Source organism: Streptomyces sp. NBC_01426 (assembly GCF_036231985.1).
Classification (GTDB): Bacteria; Actinomycetota; Actinomycetes; order Streptomycetales; family Streptomycetaceae; genus Streptomyces.
This window is the reverse complement of the sequence record NZ_CP109500.1, coordinates 632,666-653,698: the sequence shown is the minus strand read 5'-3', so window position 1 is coordinate 653,698 and position 21,033 is coordinate 632,666. Positions and strand designations below refer to the sequence as shown.

The following is a 21,033-nucleotide window of genomic DNA, read 5'->3' as shown; positions in this document are numbered from 1 at the left end:
ACGGCGTGCAGCCGGGCGAACGACGGCCTGGCGGGCGTGGGGCGGGTCAGGCGGGGTCAGGTGGCGGTGACGAACACGCTGTGCCAGCCGCTGGCGCCGTCGGGGATGGTCCGGGCGCGCTGCTCGGTCTGCACCTGACCGGTGCCGTCGGTGGCGCGGACGGTGAGGTTGTGACCACCGGGCGTGGTCTTCCACGGGTAGGACCACTGGCGCCAGGTGTCGGTGGTGTCCTGCTCGGCGAGCTGTGCCTCCTGCCACGGGCCGTCGTCGACCCGGACCTCGACCCGCTCGATGCCCCGGTGCTGGGCCCAGGCGACACCGGCGACCATCACGGTGCCCGCCCCGGCCTGAGCGAAGGGCTTGGGCGTGTCGATGCGCGCCTGGGTCTTGATCGGTGCCTTCCGCGCCCACTTCCGCTTGACCCAGTACGGGTCGTAGGAGTCGAAGGTGGTCAGCTCGATGTCCTGGAGCCACTTGCAGGCGGACACGTAGCCGTACAGGCCCGGGACGACCATGCGGACGGGGAAACCGTGGTCGAAGGGCAACGGTTCGCCGTTCATCCCGACCGCGAGCATCGCGTCCCGACCGTCCAGCAGATCCTCGACCGGCGTGCCCAGGGTCATGCCGTCCACGGAGCGGGCCACCAGTTGATCGGCCGGGCCGCCCTTCGACGGCGCCTTGACCCCCGCCTCCCTCAACAGGTCGGCGAGGGGTACGCCGAGCCAGCGGGCGTTGCCCACGTACGGGCCGCCCACCTCGTTCGACACGCACGTCAAGGTGATGTTCCGCTCGATGAGCGGTCGGTCCAGCAGGTCCTGGAAGGTGTAGGTGCGCGGGCGGGGCACGCCCTTGCCGTGGATCCGCAACCGCCAGGTGTCCGCGTCCACCTTGGGGACGACCAGAGCGGTGTCCACGCGGTAGAAGTCTTTGTTCGGGGTGGTGAAGGCGCTGATCCCGGGGATCCGCAGCGCCGCGCGGGCCGGGGTCGCGGCGGCCGCCGAGGCCGGGGCGGGGAGCCGCACGGCCGCCCGGGAGGCGGCCGCCCCCTGACCGCTGCGGCCGGTCAGCGCCCTGCCGAGGGCCCCCGCTCCGGTGGAGGCCAGAGCGGTGATGCCCGCCGCGATCAGGAAGCCGCGCCGGTTCCATCCGGGGCCCGGCCCGGCGGCGTCCCCGGCGGCCCGGCCGTCGCCGCCCGGATCCGCGGAGGCGGTCTCGTCCGCCCCGTTCAGCTTGCCGATCAGTACGTACAGGACGAGCGCCCCCGCCACGGCGCCCAGCAGCGAGGGCAGGACGTCGCCCACTCCGGCCGAGTCCGGCCGGGTCAGCGCGGCGCCGGCGCCGACGAGCCCGAACAGCAGGATGCCCACGGATCCCGTACGTCGACGGCGCAGGGCGAACAGTCCCAGCAGGGCGGCCAGGAGGCCGATGGTGGCCAGGATCCCGAGCTGGAGCACCAGCTTGTCGTTCTGTCCGAACGTGCGGATCGCGTAGTCCTTGAGCCAGGCCGGTGTCCGGTCGATGGCGGCTCCGCCGACCACGGTGACGGGGCCGGCCTGCGGCCGTACGAGGGAGGCGGCCAGCTCGCCCACGGCCAGAGCCGTGTAGCCGGCGAGCAGTCCGCTCGCTGCGGCGAGCGCGCCGCGTTTGACGGTCCTTCGGTAGATCCTCACGTCCTGCATTCGAGGCCGTGGCTCCGCCGGATGGGTCCGCACACGGATGCCCCGTCCGGGGCATGCACACCGTTTCCGGCCAATCCGTGCGGGGTCCGGCGACGAACAAGCAGCGAGACGCCGGACCGGACACGGTTCGATGAGGGAGCCCCGGCAGTGACGTTTCCTCCCGTCTTCGCGCCAGTACGAACCGGATACCCGACGAAACGTATCCACCGAGCGACCGCATGGGGGTGACCACGTGAAACATGACGACGAGCTCCACGCCCTCATCGGCGCCTACGCCCTCGACGCACTCACCGGTGACGAACACGACCGCTTCACCCGACACCTGCGGGACTGCGAGGCGTGTCGAACGGAACTGCCCGGCTACCTGGACACGGCCGGTCGCCTCGCGACGGCCGTGGCGCACACCCCTCCCGAACACCTCAAGGAGGCGGTGCTCCAGCGCATCGACTCGGTCCGCCGGCTTCCCCCACGGGTACCCGAACCCGTCGCGCCCACAGGGGCCTTCGCCCTCGCCCGGGGCAAGGCCTGGGGCTTCGGGATCGCCGCGGGCATCGCGGCCGCGGCCGTCCTCGGGGGAATCACGGTGTGGGAGGGCCGGCAGGCGGAGCAGGTGCACGAACAGGCGCTGCGACTGGACTCCCGCAACCGCGACCTGAGCGCGGTCATCACCGCGTCCGACGCCCGCACCGTGCGCGGCGCCTTCGCCACCGGGGCCTCCGCCACGCTCGTGACCTCCCGTGAACGCGGCCGAGCCGTCGTGATCGCCGATCGGCTGCCCCCGCCCCCGCAGGGCAGGACGTACCAACTCTGGTTCTCCGACGGGGGCACCATGCGGCCGGCCGGACTCCTCGACCACAGCGGCGCCGTCCTGCTGACGGGTGACATCGGCGCGGCCACCGCCGTCGGCGTCACCCTGGAACCCGCGGGCGGCTCCCCCCTCCCCACCGGCAGTCCGCTGCTCCTGCTCGGCCTCCCCGCCTGACCCGCGCCTCGGCCGGGCGGACCGGCACGACAACCGGAACGCGGCAGCGGGGACACAACGACCGGAACACGGCAACCGGGACGCGACAACCGGAACGCGACGCCCGCGCGCAACAAGCGGGACGTCCGTACCAATCCGCTCCGCCCGGGCCTCCGAAGAACGGGTGAACCGGCCGTGGCACACGGCATGTCGACTGTCGTGAGGGGGGCAACCGTGCATCGACGTGAAGAGGCGGCGGCAGCGGGGCCTCCACCCGTCCGCCCCGTCACGGCACTTGCCCCCACCCCGATCCGTCCGCACCCGCGAAGGCCTCCCATGACGACCTCGACGCCCCGCCCCACCACCTCCGTCCGCGGCTCCGCGCCCGCTCACCCCGCGCCCGCTCACCCCATCGCGGCCCCCGCCCCGCAGCAGCGACCGGGCGAACCCTCCCTGTGGCCGGACGTCCATCGCCTGCCACCGGCCTCGGCCGCGCGCACGGCCGTGGCCAGGGCCCTGTTGCGTCGCGCGTTCGATCGCATGCCCCTCACCCTCAGGAGCGACGCCTCCCCGGGGGGCGACGCCCGCGCCCCGCGGGGAGGGGAACCCTCGCTCGTCCTGCACGACCCGGACGCCTTCCACCGCCGGATCGGCGCCGACGGACTCATCGGATTCGGCGAGTCCTACATGGCCGGTGAATGGGACAGCGACGATCTCGTCGGGGCCCTGACCGTGCTCGCCTCGCACGTCGACGCACTGGTGCCCGCGCCCTTGGCCGAGCTGCGCCGCGCGTGGATACGTCGCCGCCCCCACGCACACCGCAACACCCCCGTGGGCGCCCGCCGGAACATCCAGCGGCACTACGACCTCTCCAACGACCTCTTCGAACTCTTCCTCGACCCGAGCATGACCTACTCCTCGGCGCTCTTCACCGCGTTCCCGGCCCGGCAGGAATCGCTGGAGGACGCCCAACACCGCAAGATCGACCGCCTGCTCGACCTCGCGTCCGTCGGCCCCGGGACGCGCCTGCTGGAGATCGGCACCGGCTGGGGCGAACTCGCCCTGCGGGCCGCCGCCCGGGGCGCCGACGTCGTGACGATCACGCTCTCCACCGAGCAGCGCGACCTCGCCCGCAGCCGCGTCGACGCCGCCGGCCACACCGACCGCGTCCGCGTCGAACTGTGTGACTACCGCGACGTCCGGGGCGAGTACGACGCCATCGTGAGCGTCGAGATGATCGAGGCCGTCGGCGCCGAGTACTGGCCCGCGTACTTCGACACGCTGCGCAAGGCACTCGCCCCCGGAGGCCGCATCGCGCTCCAGGCCATCACCATGGCCCACGACCGGATGCTCGCCACCGCCCAGAGCCACACCTGGATCAGCAAGTACATCTTCCCCGGCGGCCTCATCCCCTCCCGCGAGGCCATCCGCACCGAGGCGGCGCGGGCGGGCCTGAGCGTCACCGCCGACCACGGATTCGGCGAGCACTACGCCGAAACCCTGAGGCTGTGGCGCGAACGGTTCACCGGCCACACCGCCCGGGTGACGGAACTCGGCTTCGACCACGTCTTCCAGCGCATGTGGGAGCTGTATCTCGCCTACTCCGAGGCCGGGTTCCGCTCCCGCTACCTCGACGTACGGCACATCCTCCTCACGGAGGGCGGCGCCCACTGACACCCTGCGGGACTCCCCGCCCAGTCGCCGCGTCCCCCGGGGCCTGCCGCGCCCCGGTCGACACCCCGGGGGACCCGGAGGACGATGAGGGAGACGGGTGTCTCACCGCCCGGTGCACCGGCCGCACGCCCATGATGTCGCCGTCCGCCGGCCGCGGAGCCCCGTCGATGGGGTCATGCACGACGTTCCCTGACACCGCGGGAGAACCAACGATGAAATGCGCAGCGAAGAAGAGGAGCCGTGCCCGGGCCTGCCGTTCGCTCATGGCGGCCCTGGTGTTGTCGGGTGGTGCGCTGGCCGGCGCCGGATCGGCCGTGGCGGCCGACCAGGCGACGCCTCAGCGGGCTCCCGCCGCTCAGTGCAAGGGCGGCCAACTGACGGTCAGCGGGACCTCGGGAACCGGTCAGGCGCGGGTCACCGTCGTCAACAAGGGCCCCAAGGCGTGCGTGCTGGCGGGCTTCCCCACCGTCGCACTCGCCGGCCAGGGCTCACCCGACCGGAACAAGCCGCTCAGCGTGTCCCGGACGGGCAGCGCGAAGCCCGTACAACTCGCGGTCGGCGGCCGGGCGGCGTCCCAACTCACCTTCCCGCCGGTCCTCGGCGAGGCCGACGGCTACTGCGCCTCCGGCGCCAAGCCGATCGCCGCACCCACGATGGTCGTCGGCGTCGCCGGCACCAAGACCCAGATCGCCCCGAGTGACGGCGGCAACTTCGCGATCTGCGGCAACAGCGTCCGCGCCACCGCCTTCCGCGCGGCCTGACGTAGAGCCGGCCGACCCGCTGTCCCCGTGAACCGGCTGAACCACCCCGTGAACGCGGGTGCGGTCAGGGTCGGTCGTGCCAGGAGAGCGCCGAGATCCGCCAGCCCTCCGGGGTGCGCACGAACTGAATGGTCTTGGTTCCGCCACCCTCGAACGGTTCGCCGTCCATGATCCCGGACTTGCGGTACTCGCCGAACCGTGACGCGATGTCACCGGCGATCTCGGTCCGTTCGGAGGTTTCCCACTCCGTGAACTCCACCAACCGGCCGTCGGACAGCAGGGCTCGACGGGGTGCGATGAACTCCTCGACGGTGTAGACGGTGAACTCCGGTCCGGTCTTCACGATCACCCCGCCCGGGAGGAGGAGCCGACGGATCCGCTCCACGTCGGCGCGCTTGCCACCCCGGTTGTCGAAGGCGGCGAAGAACTCGGCGGTCAGTAGATCGATCTCTATGCGCGACACGGCGCGACAGTAACAAGCGGACAGCGACGAGGAACAGCCCCGCGCACAGGGGCTGCCGGGCGAGCTGCTGCCGACCCCCCGGAAGAAGGTGGGGCCGGTGGTGGGGGGCTTCCGGCCCCGTGCCTCAGCAGCTCGTCCCGCCGTCGAACGGGGGGCTCAGAGCGAGCCGACGACCTTGCGCGGCGTCACGCGGAGGACCACGCGCGGGGCGTCGTCCTTGGAGGCCGGGTTGAAATCGGCGTACTCCTTGCCCGTGTACTTGCGGGAGAGGGCGTCGATCAGTTCCTGCCCGCCTTCGGTGGTGAGGGAGACGGTGCCCCGCACCTCGGCGTACGTGTAGGGGGCGTTGGGCGGGTTGATGATGACGGTGGCCCGCGGGTCGCGGCGAAGGTTCGCCTCCTTGCGACGGCCGACGGTGGTGGAGATCAACAGGTCGTCGCCGTCACGGGCCAACCAGGTGACGGAGAGCTGCGGGCTGCCGTCGGGCTGGATCGTGGCCACCGTCGCGAAGACGGGGGTGTCGTCGATCAGCTTCTTGAGGTCGTCGGAGAGTGCCTCTGACACGGGACGGATTCCTTTCCCACGGTTGAGCGCTGTCATCGAAGATCAGCGAGAACAGCCTGCGGACGCCTGTGGTCCGCGGCAAGCCGGGAGGGGGGCCGCGGAAGGCCGGTTGCCGGGCGGTCGGCCGGCGGGCGACGCCACGGGTGCACCCCGGGACAGGGTGGGGCCGCGCGGGACAGCGGTGGCGCCCGGTCGCGCGTCACCCGTCGTGTTCACTCGGACGAGTGAGCGGCCCGCCGTCCCGAGGGACGCGGGCCGCCACCGCTCACGCCTGGATCAGGTGGGCGACGTTCTGCGGGTCCAGGCCGGTCAGCTGGACGATCCGGGGCGCGGGAATGCCGGCGGTCAGAGCCCGGTGGACGAGCGCTTCCCAGTCCTCGGTCGTGTGCTTGTACTCCAGGAGTTCCGCTTCCATGTGCGTGACCGACGGGGACGCGCACTCCTGGTGCACGCGAGCCGTCTCGTCGTCGCTCAGCGGGACGGGAAGCCGCTCCGCGTCCTCGGGAATGAGTACGTCCGACCCGGCCGGCAGGATCCTGACGTGCCCCGACGACTCTGACGTGCCGTGAGCCTGCAGCCATCCGTGGACGGCGGGAGTCTCGGCGCATTCCAGGGGCATCACGGCGGCCAGGGCCGCCCCGAGCCGCGGATGGCGTTCGGGGAGCAGGAACAGGTAGGCGTCATCGGCCATTTCGCAATCTCGCTTAACTCTCGATCCGGCATACGGGGAAACGGGACACGGGTGAACGGGGGAGCGGCCACGGTCCTCGCGGTCACAGGGGCAGGACGGCGAGGATGGTCTTTCCCTCCCCCGGCACCAGGGTGACGGCCAGGCTGCGGCAGTAGTGGCGGACCATGTGCCAGCCGAAACCGCCCGCACGTCCGGCGAGGTCGGGGGTGCGCTCCTGGGGGAGTACGGAGCTGTTGTCACTCACCGCGACGCTCACACTGTCGGGTCCCGAACTCAGGTGGAGGGTGTAGTGGCCGCCACCGTGCCGCAGGGCGTTGGTGGTCAGCTCGGAGACCACGAGCTGGAGGGCGTCCGAGGTGTCGGCCGGAGCGGCGGGATCGAGACTGGCGGCGTAGACGCGGGCGACGTCGCGGGCCCGGGCGATGCCGGCCGCGCAATCGTCCTCGATCACCAGATCAGCGGGGACTGACGTGTCTGTCGCCTGAATGTCGTTCATGCGCGCACACCCACCTTGTCGGTTCGACCGTCGGACCCTTCGTGTTCCCCGAGTGAGATCCTTTACACACAGTGACATCAGATAGCCGAACCGGATGGTGTGGCGGTTTCGCTTTTCATCGTCCCGCTCCCGGCCGGCGGTGTCGAACGGGCCCGGGGAGCCGGAAGCCCCGCGGCGCCGAACGTTCGGCGCCGCGGGGCTTCCGCGGGGTTCCGCGTGCGCGGAGCCCGATGGGGTCAGAGTCGGTCGAGCACGCTGCCCAGGTCCACGAACTTGAAGCCGGTGGCCTCCCGCTCCGTGTCCGCCGGGGTGTCCCGGCCGTCTTGGACGACGAGCAGACCGCGCGGGAAGCGCCTGCCCAGCGGAGCGTTGAGCACGGCCGCCCCGTCACACTGCTCCGAGCCGTCGAGCGTGGCATTCGCGGCCGACACGCGGAAGCCGCCCTCGTACGCGTTGTGCTCGTCGACCTCCCGGTCGTAAACCGCGAAGGTGTCGTCGCCCTGGCTGGACGCGAGCAGGTGGCCGTCGCCGCCACGCCCCGTGACCAGGGTCAGTCCCTCGACGTCCGCGGCGAGCCGACGGCCGCCGAAGCCCGGGTCGGCGCCCGCGGCGCACTCCTCGGTCTTCTCGTCGTACACCCCGGGGACGCCGTACTCGCGGACCTTGTCGATGAGCTTCGGCGTGCCGGTGAGGTCGGCGGGCAGCCGCCAGATGCCCACGTCCTCCTGGCCCGCGTACAGGACACCGTTGGCCGGGTCGACGACCATGCCCTCGACCTGGGGGAGTTCCCCGGGCTCGGCGCAGGGGCTCCACGTCCTGCCGTTCGGAAGCCGGAACGAGGACGGCAGGTCGAGCGTGCGGACCGTGCGGTAGGTGACGGTGCCGGCAGCCGTCGGCGTGAGTTCCAGGAGGGCGAGCCGGGTCTGGTTGCGGCGGCTGACCAGCGCGTACGAGCGACCGGTACGGGCATCGGTCCAGGTGGCGAGACCGTAGGCGGTCCGCTGCTCGTTGATCTCGGCCTGGTCGGCGGAGAACACCGGCGGAGCGCCCGGATCGGTCACGTCGACCAGCGGCCCACCGGGCCGGCCTGCCTGCACCCGGTACACCCGCAGCCGGTCGTTCCCGCGGTCCGTGGTCACGGCCACGTCGGCCCGTCCGCCGGACAGGCGCAGACCGTGCACGAGATCGACGTTGTTGAAGCGCCCGGGGGCGTCGTCGGGCGCGCCCGTGGACGGCGCGGCGACCGCCTGGACCTGGCGGGCGTCGAGGTCGTAGACGCGCAGCCCGCCCTCCTTCGCGGTGGCGATGACCAGGCTGCGATCGGGATCGGCGGCGTTGCGCCAGATCGCGGGATCGTCGGCGTTGGCGTTGCCTCCGGCCTCGTCGTCGTACAGCGTCGCCGTCTCCGACCGCGGGGTGACGGAGGGCAGCGGGCGCGCGGCCTGTGCCTGCTGCGGGGCCGCCGCGGTCAGGACGACGAGCGCGGCAGCGACGACGGATGCCGCGTGCAGACGGCGCGGAGGGGTCACGGGAACTCCAGACTGTCAGGTACATGAACAGGGCGAGGGTCGAACGGCGACACGAAGCGGCGACCTACGCGACCCGGCCGCCGCACGTCCGCACGGTGAACACGACACTCCGTCCCCACCGGTCCCGCACACCGCCGGATGACGGCGCCCCGAGCGGGTAGACGCCAGGGCGGAGGCCTACACCCGTGAAGCTCAGTGACTGGATGATCACCGCCGATGAACGCGGCAACGCCGCGACCCGGCTCGACGCGCGCCACCCCGACGGAGCCGCCTGGACCCGCGGGAACCAGGTGCGCCCCCTGGTGCACGGCGCGACGTACTTCGCCGAACTGCTGGAAGGGATCCGCGCGCAGCGCGAGGGCGATCTCCTGCTGTTCACGGACTGGCGCGGCGACCCCGACGAGCGGCTCGACGGCCCTGGCACGGAGATCGGCGCCGTACTGGGCGAAGCGGCGCGGCGCGGAGTCATCGTCAAAGGGCTGATCTGGCGCTCCCACCTGGACGGGCTCCAGTTCAGCGAGAGCGAGAACCGCCACCTCGGCGAGGAGATCGAGGAGGCCGGCGGCGAGTGCCTGCTCGACATGCGCGTGCGCCCCGGGGGTTCCCACCACCAGAAGCTGGTCGTCCTGCGCCATCCCGGGCGCCCCCACCTCGACGTCGCGTACGTCGGTGGCATCGACCTCTGCCACGGCCGCAACGACGACGCCTCGCACCGCGGCGACCCCCAGGCGCCGCCCTTCGCCTCCGCCTACGGGGACCGCCCACCGTGGCACGACGTGCAACTGGCCGTCCGCGGCCCGGCCGTCGGCGACATCGAGGCGGGGTTCCGGGAGCGTTGGTGCGACCCCGGCCCCCTCAGTCGCAGCCCGATGGTCCGGTTGCGCGCGCTCCTGGACCGGGAGGACACGGTCGCGGACCGCCTTCCCCCTCAGCTGCCCGACCCCCGACCGTGCGGAAATCAGGCCGTACAGATCCTGCGCACCTACCCCAACCGGCTGTGGCGCGGCTACCCCTTCGCGCCCGACGGGGAACGCAGCATCGCGCGCAGCTACCTCAAGGCGCTGCGGCGGGCGCGGGCGCTGATCTACCTGGAGGACCAGTACCTGTGGTCCCCGAAGGTGGTCGAGTCCTTCGCCCGGGCGCTGCGCGACAACCCGGAACTGCGCCTGATCGCCGTGATCCCCACGGTCCCCGAACAGGACGGACGGGTCACGCTGCCGATGAACCTCGTCGGACGGCTCACCGCGCTGGAGGCGCTGCGGCGTGCGAGCGCCGACCGCGTCGCGATCTACGGGCTGGAGAACCACGCGGGGACTCCCGTGTACGTGCACGCCAAGGTCTGCGTGATCGACGACGTCTGGGCCTCGGTCGGATCGGACAACGTGAACCTCCGCTCCTGGACACACGACTCGGAACTCAACTGCGCCGTGCTGGACGAGACCGCCGACGTCCGCCCACCGCTCGACCCCGGAGGACTCGGGGACGGTGCCCGCCGCCACGCCAGGGACCTGCGGCTGGAACTCTCGCTCGAACACCTCGATGCCGCGGCCCCCGATTCACGGTACCCGGCCGATCTCGTGTGCGACCCGGTCGCCGCCTTCGACGCGTTCGCGTCGAGCGCCGCCGCACTCGACGCGTGGCACGACGGCGGGTGCGGGGGCCCCCGGCCGGCGGGCCGCCTGCGGACCTACCGCCCGCCCGACCTGTCGCGCACCACGCGCGGGGTCGTCATGCCGTTGTACCGGTTGCTCGTCGACCCCGACGGCCGTCCGTTCGGGCTCCGACGCCGCAACGCCTTCTGAGTACGCCGCGACGCGTACCGGGGCGCCGGAACACGTACCGGGGCTCCGAAACCGCGTACCGGGACTCCGCATCGCGTACGGAAGGGCGAACGGTCCCGCGGGCCCGCGTCAGACGCCCCGCGGCGTTCCGGGCCCGGCGAGTGCGGCGAGGCCCGTCGCGACGCTCGTCCTCGTCAGGACCACCTTCATGACGCCGACCCTTCGGGCCCGGCGTGCAGGCCGGTGGCCAGGCCCGGGTAGTGGCGGACGAGCCCGTCGGCGTCGAACTCGACGTCGGCGGTGAACGAGCCGGAGGCGTAGCGGACCCGGTGGCGACCCAGCGGCGTGTACACCTGCTCCGACGGCGTCACGACGAGATCGGGAACGGACACCCAGGCCATCAGGAACGGCCGTTCCGGTGCGCCCGCGTCCCCCAGGTGGAGCCCGTGCCGCAGCACGGGCATCGTGTTCGTCAGCGGGCACAGGCCGAGGTCGCAGTCGAGGGCGCCCTCGAACTCCTCCCGCGGCTGCCCGTCGACCGTCCACCGTCCCGCCTCGTCCCGACGCAGGTCGAGTTCACGCCTCGCGGCACCGGGACCGTCGACGGTGACGTGCAGCTCCCGCGTGACGAAGCGGGGACCGGTCACGAGCCGGTACGTGACCCAGTACGGGCCGTCCTCCAGCCCCAGCGCCCGGCCCCGCGCCTGGAGGCGGTCCTCCTCGAACCGCCCCCACGCGGTGTCGTATCCGCCCGAGGCCGTGACCTGCCAGGTGCGCGTGAAGTGTGCCGAGTCGTCCATGGGGAGATCCTCGCGCACGCCGCGACCCCGGTGCCAGGCCACCACGCGCGCGCCGTACGACCCCGCTCTCGGGCGCGCGATCCCTCACACGGCGCCGGCCGAGGCGTGGGCCGGGGGAGGGGAACCGCCGATCGAGGCCGCGTCCGGGGCGTGCGGGACGTCGAGTTGGGCCTCCATGTCGTCGAGCGCACTGCGCACCGCGGCGATGCGCAGACGCAGCGCGTCGGCCGGCTCCGGTTCCGCCCCCGCGGCGCCGACCCCGACCGATGGGGCGGGTGTGTCGGCCGCGTGCGCGGCGCTCTCCCGAAGGGCTTCGGCCGCCTCCATCTCACGTGCTTCCTCAAGGGAGTTGAGGACGACGCCGATCAGCACGTTGACGAGTACGAACGAGGCGAGCAGGACGTAGGAGGCGTAGTACAGGATGCTGAAGGGGGAGACGGCCAGCCCGGCGTGCACGGCGTCGCCGAGACCCTCCAGCGTCATCAGGAGGAAGAGGGTCAGCCCGGCGCGGCCGAGGGAGCCGTAGTGCTGGGGGTCGTGCGCGGCGAAGCAGATCCAGCCGATCATCGCGTACACGTAGAGGATCAGCGCACCGACGAACAGGAAGCTGACGGTGCCGGGCAGGCTGCGGCCCACGGCGACCAACAGGACGCGCAACTGCGGCATGAACCGCGCGGTGCGCAGGACCCGCGCGAGCCGCAGCAGCCTCAACAGGGTGGTGTTCTCCCGCAGGAACGGCACGAAGGCGGAGGAGACGACCAGCAGGTCGAACACGTTCCAGGGATCCCGGAAGAAAGCTTTCGGTCGATCGGCGTGCGCACCCAGGCGGACCAGCATCTCCAGGGTGAACGCGATCACGCAGAATCGTTCGGCCAGGTGGAGTAGGGGCCCGTAGTCGACGGCGAGGCCGCTGTACGTCTCGACGCCCAGCAGCGCGGCGTTGAGGAGGATCGCCGCGAACACGCCGATCGAGAACGGCGGCGCCTCGCACACCTCGCGGCACCGCGCGGCCAGTCTCCTGCGTCCCGCGTCCACCGCGGTGAGGTCGGTCATCGTGCTCCCTCGTGCAATCCGGCGGCCCCGGCCGCCCACCGCGTCGCGTCGCGACGGACGCCGGGGCGATGATCATGTTCCGGGTCGTGTAACGCCGGCCGGCGGGATTCGAGACGCCCTGGGACGGCACATCGCCCGATCGGGGTGCGCGGACACCCCCTACGGCCACCCGACGGTCGCCGTCGCATCCCCACGCTCCGGACCCGCCCCCGTGTAGGCCGCGGCGCTGCGCACGAACATCGTGTGCAGGGCGTGCACCGACCTCGTCGTGGTGGTCGACTGCGGGCGCTGGATCACCATCAGCACGGCCGGCACCTCGCCCGCGAGCGGACGTTGGGTGATGATCCCGGCGCGCTCCAACGGGTCGCCGGTGACGCTGAAGTCCGGCAGCACGGTGGCCCCCAACCCCTCGGCGACCATCAGCTTCCCCATCTCGGCGCCGTCCGTGGAGTACGAGAACACCGGATCGCGTCCCTCCAGGAGCCGGTGCACGTACCGGTGCATCACATAGCCGGCCCGCATCACGATCAGCGGCTCCGCGAGGAGCTCGGCCACCGACACCTCGGGCAGCGCCGCGAGCCGGCTGTCGGAGCGCACGCACACCACGGGGCGCCCGCGCAGCAGTTCGGTGGTGTGCAGCCCTGGCGGCTTGTCGTCGCCTTGGAGATAGTTGATCAGGCCGAGGTCCAGTCCACCCTCCAGCAATTCCCGGTGGATGTCGGCCTGTCGGCCACCGGTGACCTCGATGAGGGTCTGCGGATGGGAGCGGCGGAACGCCTGAAGGGTGGGCACGAGCAGTGGCACCGTCGCCGCGTTCACGGTGCCCAGCCGGATCGTGCGGGTGGTGCGGTGCCGCGCGTCGGCGGCGCGGCGCAGCGTGTCGACCGCGTCCAGCACCCCGACGATGTGCGGCAACAGCTCACGGCCGGCGTCGCTGATCCGGGCACCGGAGCGGCGGCGGTCCAGGAGGTCGACACCCAGCTCGCGTTCCAGATTGCGGACCGTCTCGCTCAGGGCCGGCTGGGAGACGTGCAGAGACTCTGCCGCGCGGCGCAGCGATCCGAGCCGGGTCACGGCCGTGATGTATTCCAGCTGTTCTATCCGCAAGACAAACCGCCTTTCACCCGGCGAACTCGCGTCCGCAGCGGACGGTTTCGGTGAAAGGGAAACCCTGTCACCGGGTCGAGTATGCCGAATCGACCCCGATGCGTTCCAGCGGTACGCTCCATGGCGATGGGGCTGTCGAGCGTACGGAAAGGCGGTGACGTGGCGATGAGGAATCCAGGGAATCCCGCAGGACTGACCCGGCGCCGTCACGTCGACCTCGTCCGTGTCTCCAGCGCCCTGTGTCCGTACCGGGGTTGACCTGTCGGCTCGACCGGGTCGGGCCCCGCCGTGTCCCGGATCCGCAGGGATCCGCACCTATCCGGCGTGGCCGTGAGCGTGACCGTGAGCGGGCATTCGGCCGCCCGAATTCCACCCGCTGACCCGCCCCGCGGATTTAACGAGTTCTTCACGAAAATCATTCGGCGACCCGCCGCGGGCCGCCCCCTGCCTCATTCCCGTACATCCGGAGTGCCCATGTCCCTCCTGTCCACAGACACGCCTTTGAGCTTCGCCTATTGGGTGCCCAACGTGAGCGGTGGCCTCGTCACCAGCACGATCGAACAGCGCACCGACTGGGGCTACGACTACAACCGCGAACTGGCCGTTCTCGCCGAGAACAGCGGCTTCGACTACGCCCTGAGCCAGGTCCGCTACATGGCCGGCTACGGCGCGGAGTACCAGCACGAGTCGACGAGCTTCAGCCTGGCCCTGCTCCTCGCCACCGAGCGGCTCAAGGTCATCGCCGCCGTGCACCCCGGGCTGTGGCACCCGGGCGTGCTCGCCAAGCTCGGTGCCACGACCGACCACCTGTCCAAGGGCCGCTTCGCCGTGAACGTCGTCAGCGGGTGGTTCAAGGACGAGTTCACCGCTCTGGGCGAACCCTGGTTGGAGCACGACGAACGCTACCGGCGCTCCGAGGAGTTCATCCGTGCCCTGCGCGCGGTGTGGACCGAGGACCACGCCGAGCTGGCCGGGGACTTCTACCGCATCAGGGACTTCTCACTGAAGCCCAAGCCGCTGAACACCCCCGAGCGCCCCCACCCGGAGATCTTCCAGGGCGGGAACTCCACCGCCGCCCGCGCCATGGCCGGCCGGGTCTCCGACTGGTACTTCAGCAACGGCAAGGACTTCGACGGCGTGCGCGAGCAGGTCGCTGACGTCCGGGCATCGGCCGACGCGGCCGGACGACGAGTGCGCTTCGGACTCAACGGGTTCCTGATCGCCCGCGACACCGAGGCCGAGGCGCGCGAGGTGCTGCGCGAGATCGTCGCGAAGGCGAACACCGAGGCGGTGCACGGTTTCGGATCCGCCGTCCGTCAGGCAGGACGGTCGACCGCCGACGGCAAGGGCATGTGGCAGGACTCCACGTTCGAGGACCTCGTCCAGTACAACGACGGCTTCCGGACCGGACTGATCGGCACGCCCGAGCAGATCGCCGAACGCATCGTCGCCTACAAGCTGCTCGGCGTCGACCTGCTCCTCCTCGGCTTCCTGCACTACCTGGAGGAGGTCGAGTACTTCGGCAAGCGCGTCCTGCCTCTGGTGCGCGAGCTGGAGGCCGCGCTGCCGGAGCGGGAGCCCGCCACCGTACCGGCCTGACCAGCCACCTTCCCAGCCCCCTTCCCACCCCCGACCACCCGGACCGCGAGGAGATCATCCCTGTGAGCACCACCGCGCCCGCCGACTGGACCACCCTGCCCACCCCCACCGACGCCCCCGGCTGGATCGCGCGCGCCGCCGAGGTGGGCGCGATCCTCGCCACCGACGCCGCCGCCCGCGACAAGGCCGGCGCCACCCCGTACGCCGAGGTCGGCCTGCTCAAGGACTCCGGCCTCGTGACCCTGCTCGGGCCCGTCGCGCATGGCGGTGGCGGCCAGGACTGGACGACCGCCTACCGGGTGGTGCGCGAGGTGTCCAAGGCGGACGGATCGATCGGCCAACTCCTCGGCTACCACTACCTGTGGAACTGGGCCGCACGCCTGGTCGGCACCCCCGCCCAGTGGGAGCACGTGGAGGCCGAGGCCGCCCGCGAACGCTGGTTCTTCGGCGGCGCCGTCAACCCCCGCGACCAGGACGTGGTGGTGCGCGAGGAGGGCGAGGCCGGGGACACCCTGGTGTTCACCGGCCGCAAGAGCTTCTCCACCGGCAGCAAGGTCTCCGACGTCACCGTCCTGGAAGGCGTCCTGGAGGGAACGGACCACCACATCTTCGCCATCGTCCCCTCCGACAGCGAAGGCCTGACCTTCCACGACGACTGGGACAACATCGGCCAGCGCCTCACCGAGAGCGGCGGCGTGAGCATCGACGGCGTCCGCGTGCCCTGGTCGGCGGCGGCCGGGTACACCGACAAGAAGTTCGCTCCGCGCGTCTACAACACCCTCAACGTGCCCGTCATCCAACTCGTGTTCATCAACTTCTACCTCGGCATCGCCGCCGGCGCACTGGAGACGGCGGCGACCTACACCCGCACCAGGACCCGCCCCTGGCTGCACGGCGGCCACGAGCGGTCGGTGGACGAGCCGTACGTCATCGACACCTACGGAGACCTCACCGCGAAGCTCTGGCAGGCCGAGGCACTGGCCGACGCGGTCGCCCGGGAAGGTGAGCGACTGCACGCCGACCCCGACGCGATCACCCCGCGCGATCGCGGCGAGTTCGAGGTCCGGGTGGCCGCGGCGAAGGCGGTCGCCACGGAGACGGCACTGGAGATCACCCAGCGGATCTTCGAGGTCACCGGCGCCCGCTCGACCACGAGCGCCGAGGGTCTGGACCGCTTCTGGCGCAACGTCCGCACGCACACCCTCCACGACCCGGTCGCCTACAAGCGGCGCGAGGTCGGCCGCTTCGTCCTCACCGGCGAACTGCCCGAGCCCACCTGGTACTCCTGACCCGCTCCCGGCCCCCGACCTCCTTCCCGGGCCTCGACCCGCAGCCTTCCGACCCCTACCCGACCCGTGTCGCCCGGCCCCGAGGCCGGGCGACACGGGTCGCCACCCGAGGTGATTCGTTCATGGCCACCATCCTCTCCGTCTCCGGCAGCCCGTCCCCCGTGTCCCGCACCGCCGGCCTGCTGCGCCACCTGGACGCCCGGCTCGTCGACCAGGGCCACCGCGTGGTTCCCCTCGACGTGCGGACGCTCCCCGCGGAGGCACTCCTCGGAGCCGACTTCGCGCATCCGGAGATCGTCGCCGCCCGCCGGCTGTTCGAGGAGGCCGACGGCGTCATCATCGGCACGCCCATATACAAGGCCGCTTACTCAGGACTCCTGAAGTCCCTGCTGGACCTGCTGCCGCAGCGCGCCCTCGCCGGCAAGACGGTGCTGCCGCTCGCGACGGGCGGCTCCCTCGCCCATGTGCTGGCCGTGGACTACGCGCTGCGCCCGGTGCTCTCGACAATGGGCGCGGGGCACATCGTGCAGGGCTGGTTCGTCCTCGACGGGCACATCACGGCGCCGGCCGGCGGTGCCGTCACCGTGGACCCGGTCGCCCGCCCCGCCCTGTACACGGTCGTCGACCAGTTCTCCCTCGCACTGGCCGCCGAAACCGCCCCGCTGGCGGCCTGACATGGCCGACGGCACCGCCCGCGGGGCGCCCGCCCATGTCATCGCCGACGAGGCCGAGGCCCTGGCCGTCGCCGCCGAGCTGGCCGACGCGTTCCGGGTCGGGGCCGCGGACCGGGACGCGGGCCGCGTCCTGCCCCGCGCGGAACTCGACCGGCTCTCGGCCTCCGGGCTGCTCGCGATCACCGTGCCGTCCGCACACGGCGGAGCCGACGTCGGGGCCCGTACGCTCGCCGAGGTCTTCCGTCTGCTGGCCGCCGCAGACCCCAGCCTCGCCCAGATCCCGCAGAGCCACTTCGTGTACGTCAACGTGCTGCGCCGGCAGGGCGGCGAGGCCCAGCGGAAGTTCTTCTTCGCGGAGGTGCTGGCGGGCCGGCGCCTCGGCAACGCGCAGTCGGAGAAGGGAACCGCGCACGTCCAGGACATCCGCGCCCGCCTCACCCCCCGACCGGACGGCTCGTACCTGCTGACCGGTGAGAAGCACTACAGCACGGGCGCCCTGTTCGCCCACTGGATCCCGGTCCTGGCCCGCGCCGGCGACGACGCGCTGCACGTCGCGTACGTACCGGCGGACGCGCCCGGCCTGACGGTCGTCGACGACTGGGACGGGATGGGCCAGCGCACCACCGCCAGTGGGACCGTGCACCTGGTCGACGTCGTGGTCGACGCCGACCGGATCGTCCCGCACCACCTCACCTTCCAGGGTCCCCAACTGCACGGCGCCGTCGCGCAGTTGCTGCACGCCGCCATCGACGCGGGGATCGCGGCCGGCGCGCTCGCCGAAGCTGCCGCCTTCGTGCGGGCCAAGAGCCGGCCCTGGTTCGAGGCCGTGGGGGAGGGGTACGCGACACCGGCCGACGACCCGCTGCTCGTCCAGCGGTTCGGGGAACTCGCCATCCAGGTCCGGGCGTCCGAGGCGCTGCTGACCGCTGCCGCCGACGCCGTGGACCGGGCCGCCGGCCGGCTCACCGACGACACGGCGGCCTCCGCCTCCATCGCGGTGGCCGCGGCCAAGGTGCACGCGGCGCGGACGGCCGTCGAAACGGGCAGCGCGCTGTTCGAGTTGGCGGGTACGCGATCGGCCCTGGACGGCCTCAACCTGCACCGCCACTGGCGTGACGCGCGCACGCACACCCTCCACGACCCCGTGCGCTGGAAGGTCCAGCACATCGGCCGCCACGTCCTGAGCGGCACCCGGCCACCGCGCCACGGCCTGCTCTGACCCGCCGTCACCTGCCTCGATCCCCGTACGTCCTGGAGACCCTCGTGAATCTCACCTTCCACTGGTTCCTGCCCACCTACGGCGACAGCCGGCACGTCATCGGGGGCGGCCACGGCGTACCGGCAGGCGCGGCGGGAGCGGCCGACGGGCAGCGCCCGGCCGACCTCGGCTACCTGGCCCAGATCGGCCGCGCGGCCGAACAACTGGGCTTCGAGGGCGCGCTCACCCCCACCGGGGCGTGGTGCGAGGACGCCTGGCTGACCACTGCCATGCTGGCGCGCGAGACCGAACGGCTGAAGTTCCTCGTCGCCTTCCGGCCCGGCTTCGTCTCCCCGACGCTGGCCGCGCAGATGGCCGCCACCTTCCAACGCCACGCCCCCGGCCGGCTGCTGCTCAACGTGGTGACCGGCGGGGAGAGCCACGAGCAGCGCGCCTACGGCGACTTCCTCGACAAGGAGGAACGGTACGAACGGACGGGCGAGTTCCTGGACATCGTACGGAGCCTGTGGCGCGGCGAGAGCGTGACCCGGGACGGCCGCCATCTGCGCGTCGAGGACGCCCGGCTGGGCCGGCTCCCGCAGCCGGTGCCGCCGGTCTACTTCGGCGGTTCCTCACCCGCCGCGGGCGAGGTCGCGGCCCGGTACAGCGACGTGTACCTCACCTGGGGCGAACCGCCGGCCGACGTGGCACGGAAGATCGAGTGGATCCGCGGTCTCGCGGCGAAGGAGGGCCGGATCGTACGGTTCGGGATCCGCCTGCACGTGATCACCCGGGACACCGCCGAGCAGGCGTGGGCCGAGGCGCGGCGGCTGCTCGCGGGATTCTCCCCCGACGCGGTGCGCGCCGTACAGGAAGGGCTGGCGAGGAGCGAATCCGAGGGGCAGCGCCGGATGCTGGCCCTGCACGGGGGCTCGGTCGACGGACTGGAGGTCTCACCCAACCTGTGGGCCGGGATCGGCCTGGTCCGGGGCGGCGCGGGCACCGCCCTGGTGGGCAGCCACGACGAGGTCGCCGAGCGCGTCGCGGAGTACCACCGGCTGGGCATCGACGAGTTCGTCATGTCCGGCCACCCGCACGTGGAGGAGGCGTACTGGTTCGGCGAGGGCGTGCTGCCGAGGCTGGAGCGTGCGGGGCTGTGGACCCGTCCGGGCGGTGCCCCGTCGGCGACCGGGCAGGAGACCTCGATCCCCTTCGCGGCACCGGCGCGGCGATGAGCGAAGGCGCATTGCGGATGAGTCGTACGGGTTTGGCCCGGCCGTATCGGGTGAGACGGAGGAGGACCCCAGGAGAAAGGGAAGCGCAATGAGTGTGGTGGCTCTTCTTGTCGCACCGATGATCCTCGCCGCCGTCCTGGCCTACCAGGGCGGCAGTCGAGCCCGGCACCGGGCCCGCTGAGTTCACCGGGTCGGCGCCGCGCCTCGCGCGGACCGCCCGATGCCCCACCGGTTCACCGCCGGCCGCGTGACGCCTCAGGCCGTCGCGCGGCCGGCGGTGAACACCTTGGCCGACGCGGTCAGGCGCAGGCCCTCCAACGTGTCGATCTGTTCCTGGGCCCGGTCCAGCAACCCTTGCAGACGCTCCTGGTCGAGTCCGGTCTGCCCCGGCGCCACCACCAGCAGCGTCGCCCACAGGCACGCCTTGCCCTCGGTGCCCAGACGCAACGTCTCCAGCTCGACGAGCCGGCTCAGGCCCGAACGCCGCACCAGGCGGCCGTTGAGCTTCCAGCGGGCAGCCCGCTCTCCGGCCCAACCCGCGAGGACCTTGTGACGGCGCGGGGCGTGACCGAGGGAGTGCATGATGGCCAGGAGGTCGTGCCGGTCCTGGGCGATCTCGTTCGCGAGACGGGCCAGTTCCGGCCCGCGGGGTGTGCGTCGGTGTGCGCGGGCGATGCGTCGGGCGAGCCCCACGCCGGCCGTGGAGCCCGCCAGGTGGTCGTTGAGGTAGATCCCGAGCATCTGCCCGTGCATGCGTGCTCCTTCGGTCCGGGAACGGCCACGGCGATGCATGCCCACTGCGGCGGTCCGCGCAGCGCGGTACTGCGCCACCCGGTGCCGCTACCACTCGAACGGCGGTCCGGTCGGAGTGCCGACCGGACCGCCGCACGCGCCGACGGGTGACACCGCCCGGCCTATTTCCCCAGCTCACCCAGGGCTGCGGCCGGGGTGGCGCGCTCCGGACCGCCCTCGGCCGTGTGGCGCTGTCGCCAGTACGGATTGTCGTGCGGCAGCTTGCTGGAGACCCGCCCGTACATCCCGAAGGTCATGATCAGCAGTCCCATGAGGAAGCTGAACACGACGTTGCTCATGCCGAAGCCGAGCACGTTCGCCGGCTTGTCGAGCACGAAGAGGTGGGCGAAGCCGCTCAGCACGAACAGCCCGCCGACGATCATGTTCAGCATCGAGGCGAAGTTTCCCCCGATGAAGGCGCCCACGACCAGTGCCAGCCCCACGACCAGCGAGATCGCGCTGAGCGTGGAGTTCGTCGTCATGCCGGCGATCCGCCCGCCCGAGGTGTCGAACGGACTCAGCGCGTCCGCGAAACCGAGGGCGCTGAAGGCCAGCAGGATCAGGCCACAGACGAGCGCGCCGTAGCGGTAGATCCCGGCGAGCTTGTGATCCACGGGTAGTTCGTCCTTGAGCTGCATGGTTCCTCGCCTCTCGCGTGCGGGGGAGCGTCCACTTGCATCGATTTTG

General features: G+C 72.0%; 21 protein-coding genes. 10 read left to right on the top strand and 11 right to left on the bottom strand.

Annotated elements, in window-relative coordinates; all coding sequences use genetic code 11:
• Positions 1–56: 56 nt before the first annotated feature.
• The gene (locus OG906_RS03175) at positions 57–1,679 is read right to left on the bottom strand and encodes a molybdopterin-dependent oxidoreductase (protein ID WP_329439744.1); all 1,623 of its coding nucleotides are present in this window, start codon (positions 1,677–1,679) and stop codon (positions 57–59) included.
• A gap of 232 nt (positions 1,680–1,911) precedes the next feature.
• Here OG906_RS03175 and OG906_RS03170 point away from each other — a divergent pair, with 232 nt between their 5' ends.
• The 3 genes from OG906_RS03170 to OG906_RS03160 all read left to right on the top strand — a co-directional run bounded on the left by OG906_RS03170 (position 1,912) and on the right by OG906_RS03160 (position 5,075).
• Complete coding sequence (locus OG906_RS03170; protein ID WP_329439742.1) at positions 1,912–2,661, top strand: anti-sigma factor; 750 nt, start codon at positions 1,912–1,914, stop codon at positions 2,659–2,661.
• A 315-nt stretch (positions 2,662–2,976) separates the two neighbouring features.
• Entirely contained in the window at positions 2,977–4,314 is a 1,338-nt protein-coding gene (locus tag OG906_RS03165; RefSeq protein WP_329439740.1) for a cyclopropane-fatty-acyl-phospholipid synthase family protein, read from the top strand.
• A 263-nt stretch (positions 4,315–4,577) separates the two neighbouring features.
• A complete protein-coding gene (locus tag OG906_RS03160; RefSeq protein ID WP_329439738.1) occupies positions 4,578–5,075 on the top strand; it encodes a DUF4232 domain-containing protein in 498 nt (165 codons plus the stop codon).
• Positions 5,076–5,139: 64 nt separating this feature from the next.
• Here the strand turns inward: OG906_RS03160 and OG906_RS03155 are convergent, their stop codons facing one another.
• From OG906_RS03155 to OG906_RS03135, 5 genes are all read right to left on the bottom strand, one after another.
• A complete protein-coding gene (locus tag OG906_RS03155; RefSeq protein WP_329439736.1) occupies positions 5,140–5,538 on the bottom strand; it encodes a nuclear transport factor 2 family protein in 399 nt (132 codons plus the stop codon).
• 156 nt (positions 5,539–5,694) lie between these two features.
• Positions 5,695–6,102, bottom strand: coding sequence for a PPOX class F420-dependent oxidoreductase (locus OG906_RS03150; protein ID WP_267800538.1), 408 nt, complete (start codon positions 6,100–6,102; stop codon positions 5,695–5,697).
• A gap of 265 nt (positions 6,103–6,367) precedes the next feature.
• Entirely contained in the window at positions 6,368–6,793 is a 426-nt protein-coding gene (locus OG906_RS03145) for a DUF6003 family protein (protein ID WP_329439734.1), read from the bottom strand.
• Positions 6,794–6,875: 82 nt separating this feature from the next.
• Positions 6,876–7,289, bottom strand: coding sequence for an ATP-binding protein (locus tag OG906_RS03140; protein WP_267800541.1), 414 nt, complete (start codon positions 7,287–7,289; stop codon positions 6,876–6,878).
• Between the two features lie 236 nt (positions 7,290–7,525).
• Positions 7,526–8,818: a phytase gene (locus OG906_RS03135; RefSeq protein ID WP_329439731.1), complete on the bottom strand. Its 1,293-nt coding sequence runs from the start codon at positions 8,816–8,818 to the stop codon at positions 7,526–7,528.
• A 185-nt stretch (positions 8,819–9,003) separates the two neighbouring features.
• On the opposite strand from OG906_RS03135, the gene OG906_RS03130 reads away from it, so the two are divergent.
• Positions 9,004–10,620 carry a phospholipase D family protein gene (locus tag OG906_RS03130; protein WP_329439728.1) on the top strand — a complete coding sequence of 539 codons (1,617 nt, stop codon included), beginning with the start codon at positions 9,004–9,006 and terminating at the stop codon, positions 10,618–10,620.
• A gap of 185 nt (positions 10,621–10,805) precedes the next feature.
• On the opposite strand, the gene OG906_RS03125 is transcribed toward OG906_RS03130, so the two are convergent.
• From OG906_RS03125 to OG906_RS03115, 3 genes are all read right to left on the bottom strand, one after another.
• Entirely contained in the window at positions 10,806–11,399 is a 594-nt protein-coding gene (locus OG906_RS03125) for a putative glycolipid-binding domain-containing protein (RefSeq protein WP_329439725.1), read from the bottom strand.
• A gap of 84 nt (positions 11,400–11,483) precedes the next feature.
• Positions 11,484–12,452, bottom strand: a complete 969-nt coding sequence (locus OG906_RS03120) for an ion transporter (RefSeq protein WP_329439723.1) — start codon at positions 12,450–12,452, stop codon at positions 11,484–11,486.
• Between the two features lie 159 nt (positions 12,453–12,611).
• Entirely contained in the window at positions 12,612–13,559 is a 948-nt protein-coding gene (locus OG906_RS03115; protein WP_329439721.1) for a LysR family transcriptional regulator, read from the bottom strand.
• 81 nt (positions 13,560–13,640) lie between these two features.
• Between OG906_RS03115 and OG906_RS03110 the strand changes: the two genes are divergently transcribed.
• The 6 genes from OG906_RS03110 (at position 13,641) to OG906_RS03085 (ending at position 19,554) form a co-directional block, all read left to right on the top strand.
• Positions 13,641–13,817: a putative leader peptide gene (locus OG906_RS03110; protein WP_329439720.1), complete on the top strand. Its 177-nt coding sequence runs from the start codon at positions 13,641–13,643 to the stop codon at positions 13,815–13,817.
• A gap of 216 nt (positions 13,818–14,033) precedes the next feature.
• Positions 14,034–15,158, top strand: coding sequence for a dimethylsulfone monooxygenase SfnG (gene sfnG, locus OG906_RS03105; protein WP_329439718.1), 1,125 nt, complete (start codon positions 14,034–14,036; stop codon positions 15,156–15,158).
• A gap of 62 nt (positions 15,159–15,220) precedes the next feature.
• Positions 15,221–16,447, top strand: a complete 1,227-nt coding sequence (locus tag OG906_RS03100) for an acyl-CoA dehydrogenase family protein (RefSeq protein ID WP_329439715.1) — start codon at positions 15,221–15,223, stop codon at positions 16,445–16,447.
• 122 nt (positions 16,448–16,569) lie between these two features.
• Entirely contained in the window at positions 16,570–17,121 is a 552-nt protein-coding gene (gene ssuE, locus OG906_RS03095; protein ID WP_329439714.1) for an NADPH-dependent FMN reductase, read from the top strand.
• 1 nt (position 17,122) lies between these two features.
• Positions 17,123–18,340 (top strand): SfnB family sulfur acquisition oxidoreductase, encoded by a 1,218-nt coding sequence (locus OG906_RS03090; RefSeq protein ID WP_329439712.1) that lies wholly within the window; start codon positions 17,123–17,125, stop codon positions 18,338–18,340.
• Positions 18,341–18,384: 44 nt separating this feature from the next.
• Positions 18,385–19,554, top strand: a complete 1,170-nt coding sequence (locus OG906_RS03085) for an LLM class flavin-dependent oxidoreductase (protein WP_329439710.1) — start codon at positions 18,385–18,387, stop codon at positions 19,552–19,554.
• 255 nt (positions 19,555–19,809) lie between these two features.
• Here the strand turns inward: OG906_RS03085 and OG906_RS03080 are convergent, their stop codons facing one another.
• Positions 19,810–20,307, bottom strand: a complete 498-nt coding sequence (locus OG906_RS03080) for a hypothetical protein (protein ID WP_267800548.1) — start codon at positions 20,305–20,307, stop codon at positions 19,810–19,812.
• Positions 20,308–20,468: 161 nt separating this feature from the next.
• Positions 20,469–20,984, bottom strand: a complete 516-nt coding sequence (locus tag OG906_RS03075) for a DUF4383 domain-containing protein (protein WP_329439708.1) — start codon at positions 20,982–20,984, stop codon at positions 20,469–20,471.
• Positions 20,985–21,033 lie beyond the last annotated feature (49 nt).